General features: G+C 57.3%; 12 protein-coding genes and 7 pseudogenes. 8 read left to right on the plus strand and 11 right to left on the minus strand.

Translation table 11 applies throughout. The annotated features are described in order from the left end of the window. A partial coding sequence (locus tag BLX89_RS22970; RefSeq protein ID WP_143523740.1) for an integrase core domain-containing protein occupies nucleotides 1-340 on the plus strand: 340 nt, incomplete at both ends. Nucleotide 341: 1 nt separating this feature from the next. Here BLX89_RS22970 and BLX89_RS22975 read toward each other — a convergent pair. The 3 genes and pseudogenes from BLX89_RS22975 to BLX89_RS22990 all read right to left on the minus strand — a co-directional run. Then, nucleotides 342-687: pseudogene (locus BLX89_RS22975) on the minus strand (AAA family ATPase); the annotation flags it as partial. A gap of 20 nt (nucleotides 688-707) precedes the next feature. Continuing rightward, nucleotides 708-2,613 (minus strand): annotated as a pseudogene (locus tag BLX89_RS22980) (hybrid sensor histidine kinase/response regulator). A 580-nt stretch (nucleotides 2,614-3,193) separates the two neighbouring features. Then, on the minus strand, nucleotides 3,194-3,694 hold the full coding sequence (locus tag BLX89_RS22990; RefSeq protein WP_075293286.1) for a YciE/YciF ferroxidase family protein: 501 nt from the start codon (nucleotides 3,692-3,694) through the stop codon (nucleotides 3,194-3,196). A 217-nt stretch (nucleotides 3,695-3,911) separates the two neighbouring features. On the opposite strand from BLX89_RS22990, the gene BLX89_RS22995 reads away from it, so the two are divergent. Then, on the plus strand, nucleotides 3,912-4,811 hold the full coding sequence (locus BLX89_RS22995) for a PhnA-like protein (protein WP_075293287.1): 900 nt from the start codon (nucleotides 3,912-3,914) through the stop codon (nucleotides 4,809-4,811). A 140-nt stretch (nucleotides 4,812-4,951) separates the two neighbouring features. Next, on the plus strand, nucleotides 4,952-5,506 hold the full coding sequence (locus tag BLX89_RS23000) for a YidB family protein (protein WP_075293288.1): 555 nt from the start codon (nucleotides 4,952-4,954) through the stop codon (nucleotides 5,504-5,506). A gap of 55 nt (nucleotides 5,507-5,561) precedes the next feature. On the opposite strand, the pseudogene BLX89_RS25230 reads toward BLX89_RS23000, so the two are convergent. Beyond that, nucleotides 5,562-5,750: pseudogene (locus BLX89_RS25230) on the minus strand (mechanosensitive ion channel family protein); the annotation flags it as partial. A gap of 12 nt (nucleotides 5,751-5,762) precedes the next feature. Between BLX89_RS25230 and BLX89_RS23010 the strand changes: the two are divergent. Both BLX89_RS23010 and BLX89_RS23015 read left to right on the plus strand, forming a co-directional pair. Then, nucleotides 5,763-6,125, plus strand: coding sequence for a mechanosensitive ion channel family protein (locus tag BLX89_RS23010; RefSeq protein ID WP_075293289.1), 363 nt, complete (start codon nucleotides 5,763-5,765; stop codon nucleotides 6,123-6,125). Nucleotides 6,126-6,147: 22 nt separating this feature from the next. Further along, nucleotides 6,148-6,438 carry a DUF2188 domain-containing protein gene (locus BLX89_RS23015; RefSeq protein WP_075293290.1) on the plus strand — a complete coding sequence of 97 codons (291 nt, stop codon included), beginning with the start codon at nucleotides 6,148-6,150 and terminating at the stop codon, nucleotides 6,436-6,438. A 365-nt stretch (nucleotides 6,439-6,803) separates the two neighbouring features. Here BLX89_RS23015 and treZ read toward each other — a convergent pair whose 3' ends face one another. Further along, on the minus strand, nucleotides 6,804-8,603 hold the full coding sequence (gene treZ / locus BLX89_RS23020; protein WP_075293291.1) for a malto-oligosyltrehalose trehalohydrolase: 1,800 nt from the start codon (nucleotides 8,601-8,603) through the stop codon (nucleotides 6,804-6,806). Then, nucleotides 8,600-9,376, minus strand: coding sequence for an SDR family oxidoreductase (locus tag BLX89_RS23025; protein WP_075293292.1), 777 nt, complete (start codon nucleotides 9,374-9,376; stop codon nucleotides 8,600-8,602). The genes treZ and BLX89_RS23025 overlap by 4 nt, the downstream gene beginning before the upstream one ends. A 191-nt stretch (nucleotides 9,377-9,567) precedes the next feature. On the opposite strand from BLX89_RS23025, the gene BLX89_RS23030 reads away from it, so the two are divergent. Further along, nucleotides 9,568-9,918, plus strand: a complete 351-nt coding sequence (locus BLX89_RS23030) for a hypothetical protein (protein ID WP_075293293.1) — start codon at nucleotides 9,568-9,570, stop codon at nucleotides 9,916-9,918. A 21-nt stretch (nucleotides 9,919-9,939) separates the two neighbouring features. Here BLX89_RS23030 and BLX89_RS25430 read toward each other — a convergent pair. Next, nucleotides 9,940-10,047, minus strand: a pseudogene (locus BLX89_RS25430) (DUF6766 family protein); the annotation flags it as partial. A 177-nt stretch (nucleotides 10,048-10,224) separates the two neighbouring features. Here BLX89_RS25430 and BLX89_RS23040 point away from each other — a divergent pair. Further along, nucleotides 10,225-11,251, plus strand: a pseudogene (locus BLX89_RS23040) (IS110 family RNA-guided transposase). Nucleotides 11,252-11,544: 293 nt separating this feature from the next. On the opposite strand, the pseudogene istA reads toward BLX89_RS23040, so the two are convergent. After that, nucleotides 11,545-12,996 (minus strand): annotated as a pseudogene (istA, locus tag BLX89_RS23045) (IS21 family transposase); the annotation flags it as partial. 228 nt (nucleotides 12,997-13,224) lie between these two features. Beyond that, nucleotides 13,225-14,309 (minus strand): annotated as a pseudogene (locus BLX89_RS23050) (IS3 family transposase). A gap of 198 nt (nucleotides 14,310-14,507) precedes the next feature. Here BLX89_RS23050 and BLX89_RS23060 point away from each other — a divergent pair. Then, nucleotides 14,508-14,744, plus strand: coding sequence for a DUF378 domain-containing protein (locus BLX89_RS23060; protein ID WP_075293296.1), 237 nt, complete (start codon nucleotides 14,508-14,510; stop codon nucleotides 14,742-14,744). Nucleotides 14,745-14,891: 147 nt separating this feature from the next. On the opposite strand, the gene BLX89_RS23065 is transcribed toward BLX89_RS23060, so the two are convergent. Both BLX89_RS23065 and BLX89_RS23070 read right to left on the minus strand, forming a co-directional pair. Continuing rightward, on the minus strand, nucleotides 14,892-16,262 hold the full coding sequence (locus BLX89_RS23065; protein ID WP_075293297.1) for an IS1182 family transposase: 1,371 nt from the start codon (nucleotides 16,260-16,262) through the stop codon (nucleotides 14,892-14,894). An 87-nt stretch (nucleotides 16,263-16,349) separates the two neighbouring features. Continuing rightward, complete coding sequence (locus BLX89_RS23070; RefSeq protein ID WP_075293298.1) at nucleotides 16,350-16,550, minus strand: hypothetical protein; 201 nt, start codon at nucleotides 16,548-16,550, stop codon at nucleotides 16,350-16,352. Between the last annotated feature and the right edge of the window lie 471 nt (nucleotides 16,551-17,021).

Below are 17,021 nucleotides of genomic sequence, written 5' to 3' on the forward strand. Positions count from 1 at the left end.
AAATCCACACCGTGCTGACCGACAACGGCACTCATTTCACCGACCCAACCGGCGATGGCTGGACGCCTGATGACATCAAAGCCATGCGCAAGGGCAACGTGCCCTTTCGTTGCCATTCTTTCGAGATGGCTTCCGCTGATCTTGATATCGCGCATCGTTTGACCAAACCCCGCCATCCCTGGACCAACGGTCAGGTCGAGCGAATGAACCGCACCATCAAGGATGCGACCGTCAAACGCTTCCACTACGACGACCATGATCAGCTACGCAGGCATTTGACCGACTTTATCGATGCCTACAATTTCGGCCGTAGGCTGAAGACGCTTCGGGGTCTCACACCNTCATGGACTTTCTGTTGAATCTGCTTCGAACCGGATCAGCGAAGGCAAAGGAGCCGTCAGCGCGAGAAAAAACGGCAATAGCTTCTACGGTTACCGCCTCTTTGGGACGTACCCAGCTAAAGTTCTTACGATCGTACCTCGCCTTGAACGTAGACGACCTTCCAGAGCTTCCGCTTAGAGCATATTCTACCTCGGGCACTGTGGCTGGGTTATCTAGTTGCGGAAGTGCCTCGCGATCTGCCCATGAACCGGTTGCCGCCCACCACGCAAAGTCGAGGAGAAACGATTTCCCAAGTCCATTATCGCCGGTGATGATGCTCAGGCGTTGGCCAAAATCTATTTGCATGTCGCGCGCCGGACCGGCGTTCACCAACCGAAGTGACTTGATTGTTCGGCCGCCCCCGACTTCGCCGAAGAAATTATCTCTTCCAGCTGCCGCTGAGAGAATGGCTTTTGAAGTCTTCGAATTGCCTTGTCGGCCGCACTCGGAAGCTCTGCATATCCGGATGCAACGATCACTACGATACCAGGGTAGTTAGTTCCGATTATTTGCGCGAGTTCGGCCCCTGTCATCTGAGGCATCGCATGGTCGGTAATGACAATGTCAGGTATCGGGCCGGCTTCAAGGAGACGGATTGCATTAGCGGCAGAGTGGGCCTGCACGACAGTGTGTCCCAGGTCTTCCAGCATGATCACTGTGTTCATCAAAACAAGCGCGTCATCATCAACGGCTATGATCGAGAGGCTGCGCGTTTCGGTTTGCGGCTGCGGTTCCACCTCGGGCACAGGTAGCGGATCCGACATTTTGTCCGCCACCGGGCAACCATAGCTCTGCTGTCGTTCCATCACCCTTGGTCGACTTGAGCCTCAAGCACCCGCCAGACTGGGCCATAAGGCCTTGAACCATCGGCAGTCCAAGACCTGTTCCCTTTCCGATCCCTTTGGTCGTGTAGAAGGGCGTTGTCGCTTCTGCCAGGGTTTTCTCATCCATCCCCTCGCCCTCATCCGCAACGGAAAGGCAATCATATTCGCCAGCCGCCAACTCGGGAATTTGATGTTGGCTAACCTTTCGGGTCCTTGCCTCGATCCGGATAAGACCCCCGTCCGGCATAGCGTCTCGGGCGTTGACCACGAGATTAAGAAGTGCGTTCTCGAGTTGGTTGGAGTCCGACACAGCGTTTGGCAATACGAGAGGATAGGCGGTCGTGATCTCTATGGTCGGCCCTATTGTTCGCTGAAGCTCGGCCATCCCGTTTACCAAACGCGGAATGTCCACCGGTTCCAAGGCAAGTTCCTGTTTGCGCGAAAACGCGAGAAGTCGCTGGGTCAGAGAAGCCCCTCGCTTCGCACCTTGCAAAGCATGGTCGATAAGATCCACGACGTCTTGCCCCTTGGAAGCGCGTTTGCGAGCGATTTCGAGGCTGCCCATTACCGCCATCAAAAGGTTGTTGAAATCGTGCGCGACGCCGCCGACAAGCTGACCGACTGCTTGCATCTTCTGCGCTTGAAAGAGCTCGAGCTGCGCGTGCTCCAGCGCCTGTTGCGCCTCGCGTTTCTCGGTGATGTCACGGGTCACCTTTGCGAACCCGATCAAGGAACCGTCATCCTCGTGGATCGCATCGATGATAACGTTTGCCCAGAACCTGGTGCCATCCTGCCTGACGCGCCAGCCCTCCTTCTCGAAGCGGCCGTCCCTCGTCGCGGCCTCGAGAGCGATCGACGGCAATCCCGCGGCGCGGTCCTCGTCGGTATAGAAGCGCGAGAAATGCCGGCCGATGATCTCTTCGGGGGTGTATCCTTTGATGCGTTGCGCACCCTGGTTCCAACTGGCGACGCGGCCATCCGGGTCGAGCATGTAAATGGCGTAGTCGGTGACCCCTTGCACCAGGCGTCGAAACTGCTCTTCGCTTTTCTTCAGCGCCTCTTGCGCGACCTTTCGCTCCGACAGGTCGCGTGTGATCTTGGCGAAGCCCAGCAACTGCCCGTCGGCATCCCTTATGGCGTCGATGACCACATGCGCCCAGAAACGGGTTCCATCTTTCCGAACACGCCACCCCTCCGCTTCAAAACGACCTTCCGCCTCTGCCGTGGCGAGAGCGAACGCGGGCACGCCTCGTTCTTTATCCTCTGGCGTGTAAAAACGTGAAAAATGCTCACCAAGAATCTCGGCCTCGACATATCCCTTGAAGCGGTTCGCGCCAGAGTTCCAGCTGCTGACAAAGCCGCCCGTATCGAGCATGTAGATCGCGTAATCGGTGATGGCATCGACCAGAACGCGGTAACGTTCCTCGACAGCCGAGTTTTCAGAGCGGCGATGTTGGCTGTCATGGAGTCTATTTCCCTTTCCCGTCGCGCAATCTAGTTTCGGCAATCGAGGAGGCAAGTGGCGTTGACCGAAAATGTGAGGTATCAGACCGGGTGAGGAACCAACCGACATGATGATGGTTGGACTTCGTGCAACTCGTATAAATCCTGTGTGATGTCCATGCACCTGGTCCAGATACTTCTCCCTTTGACAGGTGAGCCCGATACCGTCCGCATGCTCCTCTCCCAAGTACGCCAGGAGCTGGTTTCGCGTTTCGGCGGCGTAACTCTCTACCGGTACGCGCCGGCTGAAGGCTTGTGGGAAGATCATGGAGACATGGAAGAGGACCGTATCGTTCTCGCCGAGGTGATGACGGATGCGCTGGATAACGAATGGTGGGCAGTATACAGGGAAACGCTTGAGGCGCGCTTCGAGCAAGACGAGATAGTAATCCGTGTTCTGACGATGGCTCGCTTATAGCTTCGCCACATCGGACCTTCATTTCAGAAATAGGGGCGGCGAACCGGGGGCGCGCCGCCCTTATCCTTCACGCCGCCTTCGTCTTACCTTTGGCATTGACCTTGGCGCCTGCGAGCTGGGTCAGGAGTTGGTCCGTCTTTTCCTCTTCAGCCAGAGTGGCTTCAAGAAGCGATGCGACATCCTCCTTGCCGAGTTCGCGCGCCCAGTTGCGGAGCGTGCCATACCGAGCGATCTCGTAATGTTCGACAGCTTGGGCCGCGGCCAGCAGACCGGCGTCCAGCGCGGGCGAATCCTTGAATTCCTCGAGAATTTCGTGGCCTTCTTCGACAATGCCGTCGATGGCAGGACAGGTCTTGCCGCGAGCGGGCTTCCCGAGAAGCTCGAACACCTGTACGAGGCGCTCGACCTGTCCCTCGGTCTCCTCGAGATGGGTCTGGAAAGCTGTTTTCAGTTCCTGCGACTGAGCGCCACGGATCATTTTCTTGAGCGCCGCGACAATCTTGCGTTCAGCGTAATAGATGTCTTTCACCCCGTCGATGAAAAGGTCTTCCAGCGTTTTCGTCGCCATGATGTCTCCTGCGGTTTGTGGGTTTTCGGGTCGGTGGTGAGCACCACGTGCCGTTCAACAAAGAAAGCGGGTGATTGTTCCCGCGACGCGACCGACACTCGTCTCTTCTGAAATTACCTCCAGAAAACCGAGCGACCGTAGGCGTTGGGAACTTGTGCGGCCTTGGGTCGTTGCAAGAGCGATCACGAGCCCGTGACAAGAAACATGAGGACCCACCATGACCGTACCGATTTCCGCCAATCTCCACCATGACGTCACCGTCGGAGACCGCGTCACTACCGCCGCACTGCATAAGATTTCGTGGGGTTCGATCTTCGCTGGCGTCGCAGTTGCCCTTGCAGTCCAGTTCCTGTTGAATTTGCTGGGCGTCGGTATCGGTGCTGCCGTCCTTGATCCTGCCACATCTGATAATCCCGATGCCGGCACTTTTTCCATCGCCGGCGGAATTTGGTTTGTCATCGCAGGACTGATTTCATCATTCATCGGCGGATACATCGCCAGCCGCCTTTCCGGCCGCCCAAGCAACTCGACGGGCGGATATCATGGGCTCACCACGTGGGCGGTCACCACGCTCGTCGTCCTCTATCTGCTGACGACGTCGGTGGGTTCGCTCATCGGCGGAGCCTTTAGCGGCCTATCCAGTATCGTGGGTGGCGTAGGCCAGACGGCGGCAACAGCCGTTACGGCAGCGGCACCCGCGGTCGCAAACGCGACGAACCCGATGGCTGGCATTGAGCAGCAAATCCGCACCTCAACCGGCAACGATCCGGAAGCCCTTCAGAATGCCGCCGTCGCCGCTGTGCAAGCTGTCGTAACGGGAGACGAGGCGACCGCGGAAGAGGCCCGCGTGCGCGCTGCCGATGCTGTCGCCAAAGCGCAAAACATTCCGGTCGACCAGGCTCGGGCCCAGGTCGACACTCACGAAAAGACCTACCGCGAGAACGTCGCCGCCGCGAAACAGAAGGCCGTTGAGGCAGCTCAGGTCACGACAGCCGCCCTCTCTGCCGGTGCCATACTCGGCTTTATCGCTCTCGTCTTCGGTGCAATCGCATCATGGTTCGGCGGCGTGACCGGAACAAAACGTAGCGGAGTGGTCGTCACCGACCGAAACGTTTGACATGACAGGCCACCGGGATCACTCGGTGGATTTTTTTCTTGTTTGCACAAGTAGCGGCAACCGACCTGACGGTCACGTATCTTAGATGATCAATCAAAAGGCTGAAGGCTTAGCCCTTTCGCCAACAGGAGGAGACAGAAATGGCAAGTAGCGCGCTGAAAGCTTTGCTAGGACTGCTTGCGGTAGCCGGATTCCAGAACAGGGACAAAATTGCTGATTTGCTGAGAGGGCTTCAACAGCCTCGAGGCGATGGTAGCACAGGCCAGCAGACTGGTGGTCTGGGCGACCTGCTCGGCGGTCTGGCAGGCGGCGGCGGGGGCGGGCTCGGTGGACTTGGGGGTCTTCTCGGCGGCGCATCTGCTGGCGGCATTCTTGGAGGTGGTCTCGGCGACCTTCTCAAACAGTTCCAACAGAACGGTCATGGCGAAACCGCCAAGTCGTGGGTTGAAACCGGACCAAATGCCGACATTGACGATAGGCAACTATCCGAAGCACTGGGCCCGGAAGTTCTCGATGACCTGTCCGCTAGAACAGGCCTGTCGCCCGAAGAAATCCTGAGCCGCCTAAGCCGAGATCTGCCAAAAGCAGTCGATGAGCTTACGCCGGACGGCCAGCTTCCATCAGACATTGACCACGATGAGCAGGTTTATGAAGGCGGGCAGTCTGTACCGTCGGTTAAGCCTCAGATCGTCTAGCCGTAAACTGAGAAGGGCCGCTCGACGCGGCCCTATTCCGAGATCCACCGTGAAACGCGGTCTGAACGCCGAATTGTCCAAGCACCATAACCAGGACGACGATCAGCAATCCGTAATGGACAACGTTCTCAAAAAACCGAGCAAGTGTTTCGTCGATGCCGTGGATGTGAGCGAGACCCTTGTAAACCCATCGGCTTAAGATGCCCGACAGAATCCAACCGGCGGCTAAGAGAACAATAGCGCCGGCGAGGTTGGATTGTTTGCTACCGAATTGCGGAATACCGATGGACTTTACCTGCTCGCGCCGAATTCAACCTTATGGAACACACGGATTATCAACCACAGCCGTGAGCCCGAGCGCCGCCAGGAAATCACTGTGGCTGTTGGTAACGAAGCGGATATCAACGCTGTGAAACAGATACTGCTGGAAATCATCGCCGCCGATCCGCGCGTGCAGAAAAACCCGCAGCCCCGGATCGCGATCGACGACATCGCAGGAGACAAGGTAACGGTGAAGGCTGAGTACTGGACGGAAACCGCTCAATGGACCGAGACGCGTTTTCATGTGGTGGAACGTATCAAAACACGACTTACCGATAAAGGTATCACCACCAAATAACAACCTAGTCCTGGAGAACTTTATGCCCCTTATTTATCACGTCGAAGAACATGACGGTGGATTTGCCTACCGTGTGAAGGATGTCTGGTCCGAACCATTTCCGGATCATGAAACTGCCCTTGCGGCGGCCAAGGCTGCTGCCCAGCGGCAGCAACTCGGTGGTGAAGATACTGAGATCACTTTCGAAACCGCGGACGGCCAGTGGCGTACAGAGCTGGCTTCGGGAGGCGACCGCCCTGAAACGCAGGTCATCGATGAAAGCACTGAAATCGATGAGAGCCGCGATATTGCTTCACCCGCTGAAAACCGTTGAGGCGGTGGCCTAGGAGGTAATCTGACTATGTGGCCAACTCTATTCCTATTCGTAGTAGCCGCCGTTACGGTTATGGTGATTGCTACCAGAGCTTTTCTCGGTTTCGTTCTTGTTCTAGCAGTTTCAGTGCTTGCAGGCCTAATAGCTGGTCTATCAGGATGGCCGGAAGACGATATTTGGTTTGCGCAAATCTTCCCACTGGCCGGTTTGTTGTTCTTTACGAGTGCCTTGGTAGCCGTTGATCGGTACCAGCATTTGGTTGCGCGGCGACGGCGGGCTAGTGCCTGCCAGGCGCGACATGGCACAACGGGTGGGCGACCGATTGCTGGACCGCCGGTCTGACGCGACTTTCCGTGGCGGCTTCTCTATCGCACAAACACCTGCACTGTTGCGGCTCTCAAAGCCCCCTCTTCGACATCGCTTTGAGGATAGATGCGGTCGCCGAGGCCGACTGGCAGAGCAGCGTCTTCCGTCGATAGGTTGGAACGGAGCTGCAGAATACTCTCTCCGAGCTTCCAATCGATGAACACGCATTTGTCGGGAGCGTCGATGATGGTTCCCGCATAGCCAGCAGCATTAGAAAGCAAAGGGATTATCGTCTCGCGACGAATGGAGATGAGCTCGTGGATGAGTTGCGCCCAAGCACCGCCTCCTAACGTGTCCGCTTCGCTCCAATCAAGCTTGCTTTCGAGGAAGGTCTGATACTGGTTCGGATCCGGGATATCTTCTTCCCCATAGCCTTCTGGAATTCCGCCGAAGTTCGCTGCTTCCTTTGGGCGGTTCTTTCTCACAGCTTTAGCAATTTCCCCGTCGTAGTCCGCGAAGAAGTGGAATGGCCGTAACGATAGATGCTCATCTCCCATATACAAGAGCGGTATCTGCGGTGACAGCAGAAGGATCGCCGTCAGCGAACGGTATAGATGGCGATCTAATCCGAGATGCAGACGATCCCCGAGCGCTCGGTTTCCGATCTGATCGTGGTTTTGGAGAAAATGAATGAAGGCAGTGGGCGGCAAAGATTCCGAGGGCGGGGGGTCATCGCTGACAATCGCTTTGCCGGGCTTGAGGTAGCCGTGCGCGAGGACATGTCGCAGTTTGTGCCACGGGTCGTCTTCGAACGGCTCAAAGCAGCCGCCACCTTCACCGGTCACGGCAACGTGCATGGCATGGTGAAAATCGTCATTCCAGTCTGCTTTGTACAAGCGCCCACCGGGCCGTTCTGCCATGAGATCAGTCCCGTTCGCGGGGTTCTCCGTGATCAAGTGAACATGGCGGTCGATAATCGATGTGCGGACCGACTGCGCGATCTGCTCAAGAATATGGGTGTCACTGCCGTCCAGAATCTGGTCGATAGCGTCGAAGCGCAGGCCGTCGAGATGGAACTCGTTCAACCAGTAGAGAACATTCTCGACAAAGTATGCGCGAACCTCCGCCTTCTCGTAGGCGATAGCCGCCCCCCAAGGAGTGTCGACATCTGTGCGGAAAAAACCAGGCGCGTATCGGCCGAGATAATTCCCCTCCGGTCCGAAATGATTGTAGACAACGTCGAGGAAGACCATAAGTCCAAGAGCGTGGGCAGCATCGACGAAGGCCCGCAAATTATCTGGCGTTCCGTACGCATTATGCAGAGCGAATTGAAGGACACCATCGTACCCCCAGCCGCGTGAGCCTGGGAAATGGGCTAAGGGCATGAGTTCTACAGCTGTTATGCCAAGATCAGCCAGGCGCTTCAGTTTACTGATCGCCGCCCGGAACGTGCCCTCTTCGGTGAAAGTGCCGACGTGAATTTCATAAATGACTGCTTCTTCCCATGGCCGACCCCTCCAGTCGTGGTCAAGCCATGTGTACCCAGCAGGATCCACCAACAACGACGGGCCATCGAGTGCCTCAAGCTGAAATCTCGATGCCGGATCAGCGACGACCTTGCCGTCCGGCAGCATAAATCCGTACACCGCACCGTAGTCAGCTTTGCTCTCGACACGGTGCCAACCGTCGTCCGTTTTCATCATCGCGAGATCGGTGCCATCAAGCATAAGACGTATTTCGTCTTCCGCAGGCGCCCAGAGTTGGAAGCGAAACCTTCCATCGCTAAGTCGCACCGGGCCCCACTGTTGCTCAGTCGAGTTTTGCGGAATTGGCGGAAAAGCAGAGATGTCCGCATTCATCGTAGCAGCCCCTGTCCACCGTCGACCCACAGCGGCGACCCGGTAATATGCCGCGCGCCATCCGAAGCCAGGAACGCGATGACGCTTGCCACATCTTCGCTATGTCCCGGTGTTCCGCCCGTGATGGGGACCTGCCCTTCAGGCCAGATGACCGGGATCGCTGTTTCCTCTTCGCCTCGCAGCGCCGTGTTGGCATCAATATTCGTGTCAATTTCTCCCGGACAAACGGCGTTGATGCGGATGCGATGGCGTGCCAGTTCAAGTGCAAGCTGCTGGACCATGGCGACTTGGCCAGCCTTGGTTGCTGTGTAGGCTGTTGCCCCTGGGGTCGTGAACGTCCTGGTTCCATTAATCGAGGAGACAACAATGATCGAGCCACCGCCAGATGCCTTCAGTTGAGGAACCGTGGCGCGGATTGTCAGGAACGTTCCCGTCAGATTGATCGATATCGTCTGGTCCCATTCCTCGAGTGTAAGATCGTCAATGGGAGCCCATACTCCGTTAATTCCAGCATTTGCCACCACAACATCGAGGCGGCCAAAACGCGCAATCAGATCGTCGACCGCAGTGTGCATCTGATCTTCGTTGGAAATATCAGCTTCCAGCGGGATAGCATTGCGTCCCGATGCCTCGATCTGCCGGACAACATCTTCGAGCTCGCTTGCGGTACGCCCCAGCGCCCCGATGGAATAACCTTCCGCTGCAAGTGCCACTGCTGCGGCACGCCCTATACCCGAGCCCGCTCCAGTCACCAAAGCCACATTTGTCGCCATACCCGCCTCCCATTTCTTGAACAGCCGGGTAACTAAGGGTCGGGTGGATGGTTCCGTCTTGTTCTCTTTGTAAGATGTCATGAGGGGAACCATGTCTTGACGGCTCGGTTACTCGCTTGCATCCAATAACGCGATTATACGCTGGCATCCCGCTATGGGGCCACGCCGACCACAACTCCTTGGAACTGCCCATGCCCTTTGACGACAATGCAAAAACAAACGCCCACGTTCTTTTCGACGACCAACGTCCTTCGCCACATGGACTTGACGAAGATTCCGTCACGGGTTTCGTCAGCGCGATGTGCTTTCGCCCGATGGAAGATGGCGAGATGGTCGTGCGTCTCACAGGAGAGGACGGCGAGATCATTGATCTGCGCACAAATCCTGTCTGCGCGGGCAGACTTGCCATTGCCCTCCTCGATCTCATCAATCAAAACGGCTGGTTCGACGTAGACCTTCGTGTCAGCGACCGCGCATCCGAAGTCGCAAGGATTTCGCCGATCAGACGAAACCAGTTTGCGTGCTCTCCCGCGTATGACTGAGTAATCCGAGCACGGCGAGGGTTATCCGCCGGTTTCACTGTGGGGCGCTTCAACCGCCTTCGACTCTGGTGACCCCTTGAACCGAAGAAAGATCGAGAGAACAACGATCACGGCGGTTGAAAGAAACTCGTCGTGATCAAGCACCATACGGATGGCGCGTTGGCGGACTTCAGGTGAAAACTTGTTCGTTGTCTTGCTCATATCGGCTCCACTCTCTCAGAAGTTGATGGAGTGGATGCCCCTCCCGCCTCTGCCGCGATGGGGCAGATTGGCAATGCTGGCAATGTCACAGTTAGGAGAAATGATATGGACAACGTCACCATCATCGGTATCGATTTGGCGAAGCGCGTCTTCCATGCCCATGGCGCCCGCGCCGACGGCTGTGTCGCATTCCGGAAGAGATTGACGCGGGCTCAGCTTCTTCCGTTTCTCTCCGCCCAACCGAGCTGCGTAGTTGCAATGGAAGCTTGTGCGAGTGCCCGATGATTGGGGTCGTGCCATCGGCGGTCTCGGCCATGACGTGCGGCTGATCCCTCCGACCTACGTCAAGCCGTATGTAAAGCGTCAAAAGAACGATACGGCCGATGCGGAGGCTATTGCTGAGGCCGCATCTCGGCCGACCATGCGCTTCGTTACCGTCAAAACCGAGGAGCAACAAGCGAGATCGGCGGTCTTCCGCACGCGTGATCTTCTTGTCCGGCAGCGCACACAATTGATCAATGCCTTGCGTGGGCATCTTGCTGAGCACGGTGTTGTTGCGCCACAGGGCCCAGCACACTTGAAGACTTTGGCCGCCGCAATCGCTGACGCCAGTCAATCGCTACCTATTTTGGTGCGTGACATCGGCAACCTCTATCTCGAACAAATCGAGCAATTGAGCCGAAAGATCACAGATCTCGAGAAGGTGCTCCGTAGCGAAGCCCAACGCGGGGTGGAAACGCGTCGCCTTCAGACCATGCCAGGTGTCGGACCGATAACCGCTATGGCAATAGAGGCCTTCGCTCCACCAATGAAGACCTTCAAACGCGGCCGTGACTTTGCGGCTTGGTTGGGGTTGGTCCCTGTCCAGCACTCGACCGGAGGGAAGCAACGACTTGGTCGAACGTCAAAGATGGGGCAACGAGACATCCGCAGGCTGCTGATCATTGGCGCTATGGCTGTCATCCAATGGGCATCGCGCCGAGGAGCACAAACAGGATCTTGGTTGCACAGAATGATAGAACGGAAGCCCATTATGCTGGTCGCGATGGCGCTGGCGAACAAGATGGCACGCTCGATCTGGGCCATGTTGACGAAGAATGAAGATTACCGGAATCCAGTCGTGGCTGTCTGATCAATCGATCGCGCAGCTATAGGACTGGATAAGCAGGCATGTGAGGAGGTCGTGAACGTCAAGGGCAAATGATCGGTTCGATCGGGATCAGGAAATGCACCGAGGCTCCAAGAGTGGAAAGCTCGTTAAGTTGATTTGCGCCTGATCCGCGTATCTCCATGACGGCCAGCGGCTGCATCTTATGTCGCGCGAAAGGCCTGACACATGACCGCACCCGATCACATGCCGGAAATGTTCGAAAACCGCTTGCATGAACCGGGGCATCCACACATGGAGCCTCCGGCAAACCCGGCGCGGTTCACTTGCGGCGCATCGATGGTCGGCGGAGTGAAGGATTTGCCGTCGACAAGTCGATGCAGCAGGTTCAGCACATGCGTCTTGGTTGGAACGCCGGACTTCAGCGCCATGTCGACGGCCGACAGGACGGCCTGTTCATCGTGCTGAAGGACCAGCGCCAGGATATCGACCATCTCTCGGTCTCCGCCTGGCTTCTTGAGCAGATATTGCTGCAAGGTCCGGAATGCATCGGGGAGCTCGGCGAACGGTGCGCCATTGCGAAGCGCACCCGGCTTTCGCTGCACCACCGCCAGATAGTGCCGCCAGTCGTAGATCGTCTGCCCTGGCTTATCGTGGGAGCGGTCAATGACGCGACGATGCTCGCAAACGATTTGTCCTTCTGCGGCGACCACAATACGATCCGGGTAGACCCGAAGGCTTACCGGTCGATTGGCGAAGGACGCCGGGACGCTGTAGCGATTGCGCTCCAGATGCACGAGGCAGGTCGGAGAAACACGCTTGGTGTATTCGACAAACCCATCGAAGGGTCTGGAAGCAGGCATAAGCGCGGGTGCTTCCTCCGCCCAGATGTCGGCAATGGTGCCACGCATTTGACCGTGCGGGGTCTGTGCCCAGAACGCCTTGCAGCGCTGCTCGAGCCAGTCGTTCAGGGCATCCAGCGATGGAAAGCGCGGCGTTGGCTGCCACAGACGATGACGCGCGTCCTGAACGTTCTTCTCGACCTGTCCCTTCTCCCAGCCCGAAGCGGGATTGCAGAACTCGGGTTCGAACAGGTAGTGGCTGGCCATCGCCTGGAAGCGGACGTTAACGTCACGCTCTTTGCCACGGCCGACCTTGTCTACCGCGGTCCGCATGTTGTCGTAGATGCCTCGGCCGGGGACGCCTCCGAACACGCGGAATGCATGATTGTGGGCATCGAACAGCATCTCGTGCGTCTGCAGGAGATAGGCCCGGACGATAAAGGCGCGGCTGTAGCTCAGCTTCGTATGCGCCACCTGTAGTTTGGTACGCTCATTGCCAATGATGGCCCAATCCTCCGACCAGTCGAACTGGAAGGCTTCACCGGGGTCGAACGCCAAGGGCACATATGTCCCGCGGCCCGTCGTCTGCAATTCCCTTTGGCGATCATCACGCCATTCCCGAGCGAAGGCCGCCACTCGATTATAGGAGCCCTCGTAGCCAAGGCTCATCAGATCGGCATGCAACTGCTTCATCGTCCGCTTCTGTTTGCGGTTCTTCTTGGATTCGGTCTTCAGCCAGGCCGACAACCGATCTGCAAACGGATCAAGCTTACTCGGCCGCTCCGGAACCTTGAAACTCGGTTCCACGCCGTCCAGGCGCAGGTATTTGCGGATGGTATTCCGGGATAAGCCGGTCCTGCGGCAAATCTCCCGGATCGATAGATGCTCTCGAAAATGCCAGCGTCGGATCACGCTCAATAACGCCATGTCGATCACTCCATAGCCCCCGCTGAAAACATGCGAGGGAAGGTTGGAACATGGGTCAATTCTCAATGGAAATATCAGGCCACGCCGGGTCAGTTCTCAGTGGCAATCAACAGACCTAGTGGTTTGCGTGGTTCGGTCGCGTGGATGAGTGCCGGTATGTTACGGTTCCTGGCAGTGCCCCTAACCCTTGGTAATCCCCCCGTTCTTAACGGGGCTCCGCAGTAGAATTCACGCGGCCATTTTCAGTTTCTGTGCGGGTGTGACGCCGCCGATGCTCATATTGGGCCGTTCATTGTTGTAGTTCCATAGCCACTGCGTGGCGAATTCCTGTGCCTCCTCGATACTTTCAATGATGTATTGGTCGAGCCATTCATATCGGACAGTGCGGTTGTAGCGCTCGACATAGGCGTTCTGTTGCGGCTTTCCGGGCTGGATGTGGCTCAAAGCAATCCCTTGTTTCTCTGTCCATTCCATGAGCTTGCCGCTAACATATTCCGGGCCGTTGTCCACACGAATGGCGAACGGCTTGCCGCGCCATTCGATGATCTGGTTCAGGCTGCGGATGACGCGTTCTGCAGGCAGCGAAGTCCACTTCGATGCCCAGTCCCTCGCGGTTGAAGTCGTCCAGAACATTCAGCAGCCGGAATGGCCTGCCGTCTTCCAAACGATCTGCCATGAAGTCCATGGACCAAACCAGGTTCAGCGCATCGGGCACAGTCAAGGCATCGGGCTTGTCCCGCTTCAAACGTTTGCGTGGTTTGATCCTGAGGTTCAACTCCAGCTCGCGGTAGATGCGGTATACGCGCTTGTGGTTCCAGCGATGTCCTCTTACATTCCGCAGGTAAAGGAAGCACAGGCCAAAGCCCCAGGTCTTCTTTGCCGCGTCAACCCGATGAGGAGATCGGCGATCTGCTCGTTCTCGTCGTTCAGCTTGGCGCTGTAACGATAACAAGTCTCGCTGACCTCGAAGGTACGGCAGGCAAGCGCAATGCTCACCCCATGCAACGCGACTGCTTTCCCGGCCATCTCTCGGCGTTGAGACGGCCGTGTTATTTTTTTCCCAAGGCTTCCTTCAGCAGTTCTGCCTGCATGCTCATCTCGGCATACATCTTCTTCAGCCGATGGTTCTCATCCTCCAGAGCCTTCATCTGGCTGATCATCGAAGCGTCCATGCCGCCATACTTCGAACGCCACTTGTAAAAGCTCGCAGTGCTCATCCCGTGTTTCCGGCATAACTCTGGCACAGGAACGCCGCCTTCCGCCTGGCGCAGGATGGCAAGGATTTGGGGTTCGCTGAATCTGCTCGTCTTCATAAAAATCTCCTCGATCGTAGAGCCCGAGAAAATTCTACTTTTGAAGCCCGTTAATTGGCGGGGGGATTACCCCTTGACTGTCCTGGGAGGCGCAAGCCTGTGAAGATGTTCCCTGACGCGGTTCACAAATTTGTGTGCCTAAGTGCAGGAACCCAAGATATCTCCCACAGTTACAGGCGTATTCCAAAGGAGATTTTTATGCGTCCAATCAATCTTATCACCTTGCTGCTCGTCATCATCGGCGGCGTCAACTGGCTTCTTGTCGGCGTTGCCGAGTTCGATCTCGTAGCGGCTCTGTTCGGCGGTCAGGACGCAACGATGTCCAAGATCGTCTATGTTCTGGTCGGCCTTTCGGCTCTGTGGCAGCTCATGCCATTCGTGAAGGCAATGCGCGTTGGAGAAACGGCGGCCGAAGCTCACATCGCGCGGCGTTAAAAAAAGAAAGGGCCGGATAGTGATCCGGCCCTCAGACCGCTGACAAACCCGTCGATTTTTCTCGGCGGGTTTTTGCGTTTTTGGGAGTTCGCGCCCAGGTGGTGTTTTCGCGATTTGTGCGGCGCTGTTTGGAGCGGGCTGATGCCCTCATGCCCAGGCAGGCTTGGGAGCTTTGGTCATTGCCATTGCGATCTTCTTGATGTTCTGGGCGGCAGCGGCCAGCAGGCATTGCCACTGAACCTTGATGAGGCCCCTGAAGCGGGCATAGCGGTGCCCGTGAAGCTGTTTGGCGTCGGCAAAGGAGCGCTCGACCGTCTCCTTTCGTCGCTTGTAGATCGCCTTGCCCCACGCTGTCTTGCGATTGGCGTCGGTGCGATCGCGGGTGTCGGCCCAGACATGGCGGGTGATGGTGCGCTCAGCCTTGGCGTTTGATGTGCAGGAGGCCAGAAGCGGGCAGTTGCGGCAGAGGGGTGGGTCCGAGCGGTAGTGCTTGTAGCCGTTGCGGTTGGTGGTGGCGTAGGGGAGCAGTTGTCCTTGAGGGCAGCGGTAGCCATCGCTTTCCGGTTCGTAGACAAACTTCGACTTGCGCATCATGCCGTCTCTGGGCGGCGTCGGGTTTCGATAGCCGGTGACGCCGAGGATGGCGCGATCCTCCAGGCCCTTGGCGATGCCTGACGTGGCGTAGCCCGCATCGAGCCCAACGGCGCCGACCGCCAAGTCGAAGCGCGCCCGCTGCCGATCGAGCCGCTCCAGATAGACGATACTGTCATGCACATTGGCCGGCGTCACATGCGTGTCGGTGATGATCGCGTGGCGGCCATCGACGGTGCGGTGATCGAGATAGAAGAAGCCCTTGGGCTTGCCGTCGCGCACCATGTAGCCGCTGTCCGGATCGGTGCGGCTGACCTTGGTTTCCTTCACATCAGGCTCGCGCTCTTTTTCCTTCAACGGCTTCTGGCCGTGGGCTGCGCGCTCCGCCTCGATCGCCCGGTCGAGTTCGGCCCAGTAATCGGCCCGCGACTTCGCAAGCATCTCAAGATCGTACTTGCCCTTGTTGGCATTGGCCTTCAGATGCGTCGAATCCGTATAGAGCACCGTGCCATCGACCAGGCCGTGGCGGATCGCCTGTTCGACGATCTGATCAAAGATGTCCTGGGCCACGGAGGTATCATTGAAGCGGCGGCGGCGGTTCTGGGACAGTGTCGAGGCATCGAAGACCGGGTCGGTCAGCTTCATCCGCAAAAACCAGCGATAGGCGACATTGACCTCGATCTCCCGCACCAACTGCCGCTCGGAGCGCACCCCGAACAGGTAGCCGAGGAACAAAGTCTTGAACATCAGCGTCGGATCAAGCGGCGGGCGGCCGTTGTCGGCACAGTAAAGGCCGGCAACGCGATCGTGAATAAAGGAGAAGTCGATCACCGCGTCGATCTTGCGAAGCAGATGATCCTTCGGCACCAGCCCGTCGAGCGTCACCATCTCGAGAGCCGTCTGTTCGGGAGCAGGTTTCTTCAACATGTCCCACTGAATCACAAACCCCTGGATGTGACCAGGGGTTTGTCAGCAGTCTGAGGGCCGGATAGTGATCCGGCCCTTCGTCTTTCGTCAGTCGCCCCTGGTCTTCAAAGCATCAGAGACCTTTGACCGTTCAGGGTCTTTGTTGGTTTCGCCGACGGCATCCTGATTTTCGTCGGGATCATCCTTTGCAGGAAGATAGCCACGCGGCCGGGTCGCTTCAGGACCTTCCCAACGTGGTGACTGATCGGTGGTGCCTGCAGCACCGTCTCTTGGACTATCGATTCCCATTTTGCTCTCCTTTTACCGGTCTTCTCCAACCTCAATGGATGAACTTTGGTTCCGGAGACTTGGGTAAGACGGCTATGATGATGCCGGCCGCCAAGTTGCTGATCCTCCTGCGCGCCGAGGACGACGCCAAAGCAGGTCACCTCGCCTACCCGTACAAAGGCCTTTGGCTGAGCGATAGAAGGGCGCAAAGCAAAGTCATGTGTAGCGACGTCAACAGCAGAGCACCCGCTCCGATGGCCACGTGAACCTTGGTCAAAAGCTGTGCTAGGCAAGTCCACCAGAGTAGAACGCCGACCAGCACGAAGCTTGCTTGCTCTATGACTGTCTGTGGCAGGAGCTTGGGTGCGCGCACGGCAAGGCGTTGCGATAGCCCGTGGCGATTAGTCGATTAGCGACACACCCTCAACACGGCGTGTGCTACCTGTCCGCTATTGACGAGGCGTTCGGCTCGAAAAACGAGAATGAAACCGT

It is taken from the genome of Pararhizobium arenae (genome assembly GCF_001931685.1).
GTDB classification, from domain to species: domain Bacteria; phylum Pseudomonadota; class Alphaproteobacteria; order Rhizobiales; family Rhizobiaceae; genus Pararhizobium; species Pararhizobium arenae.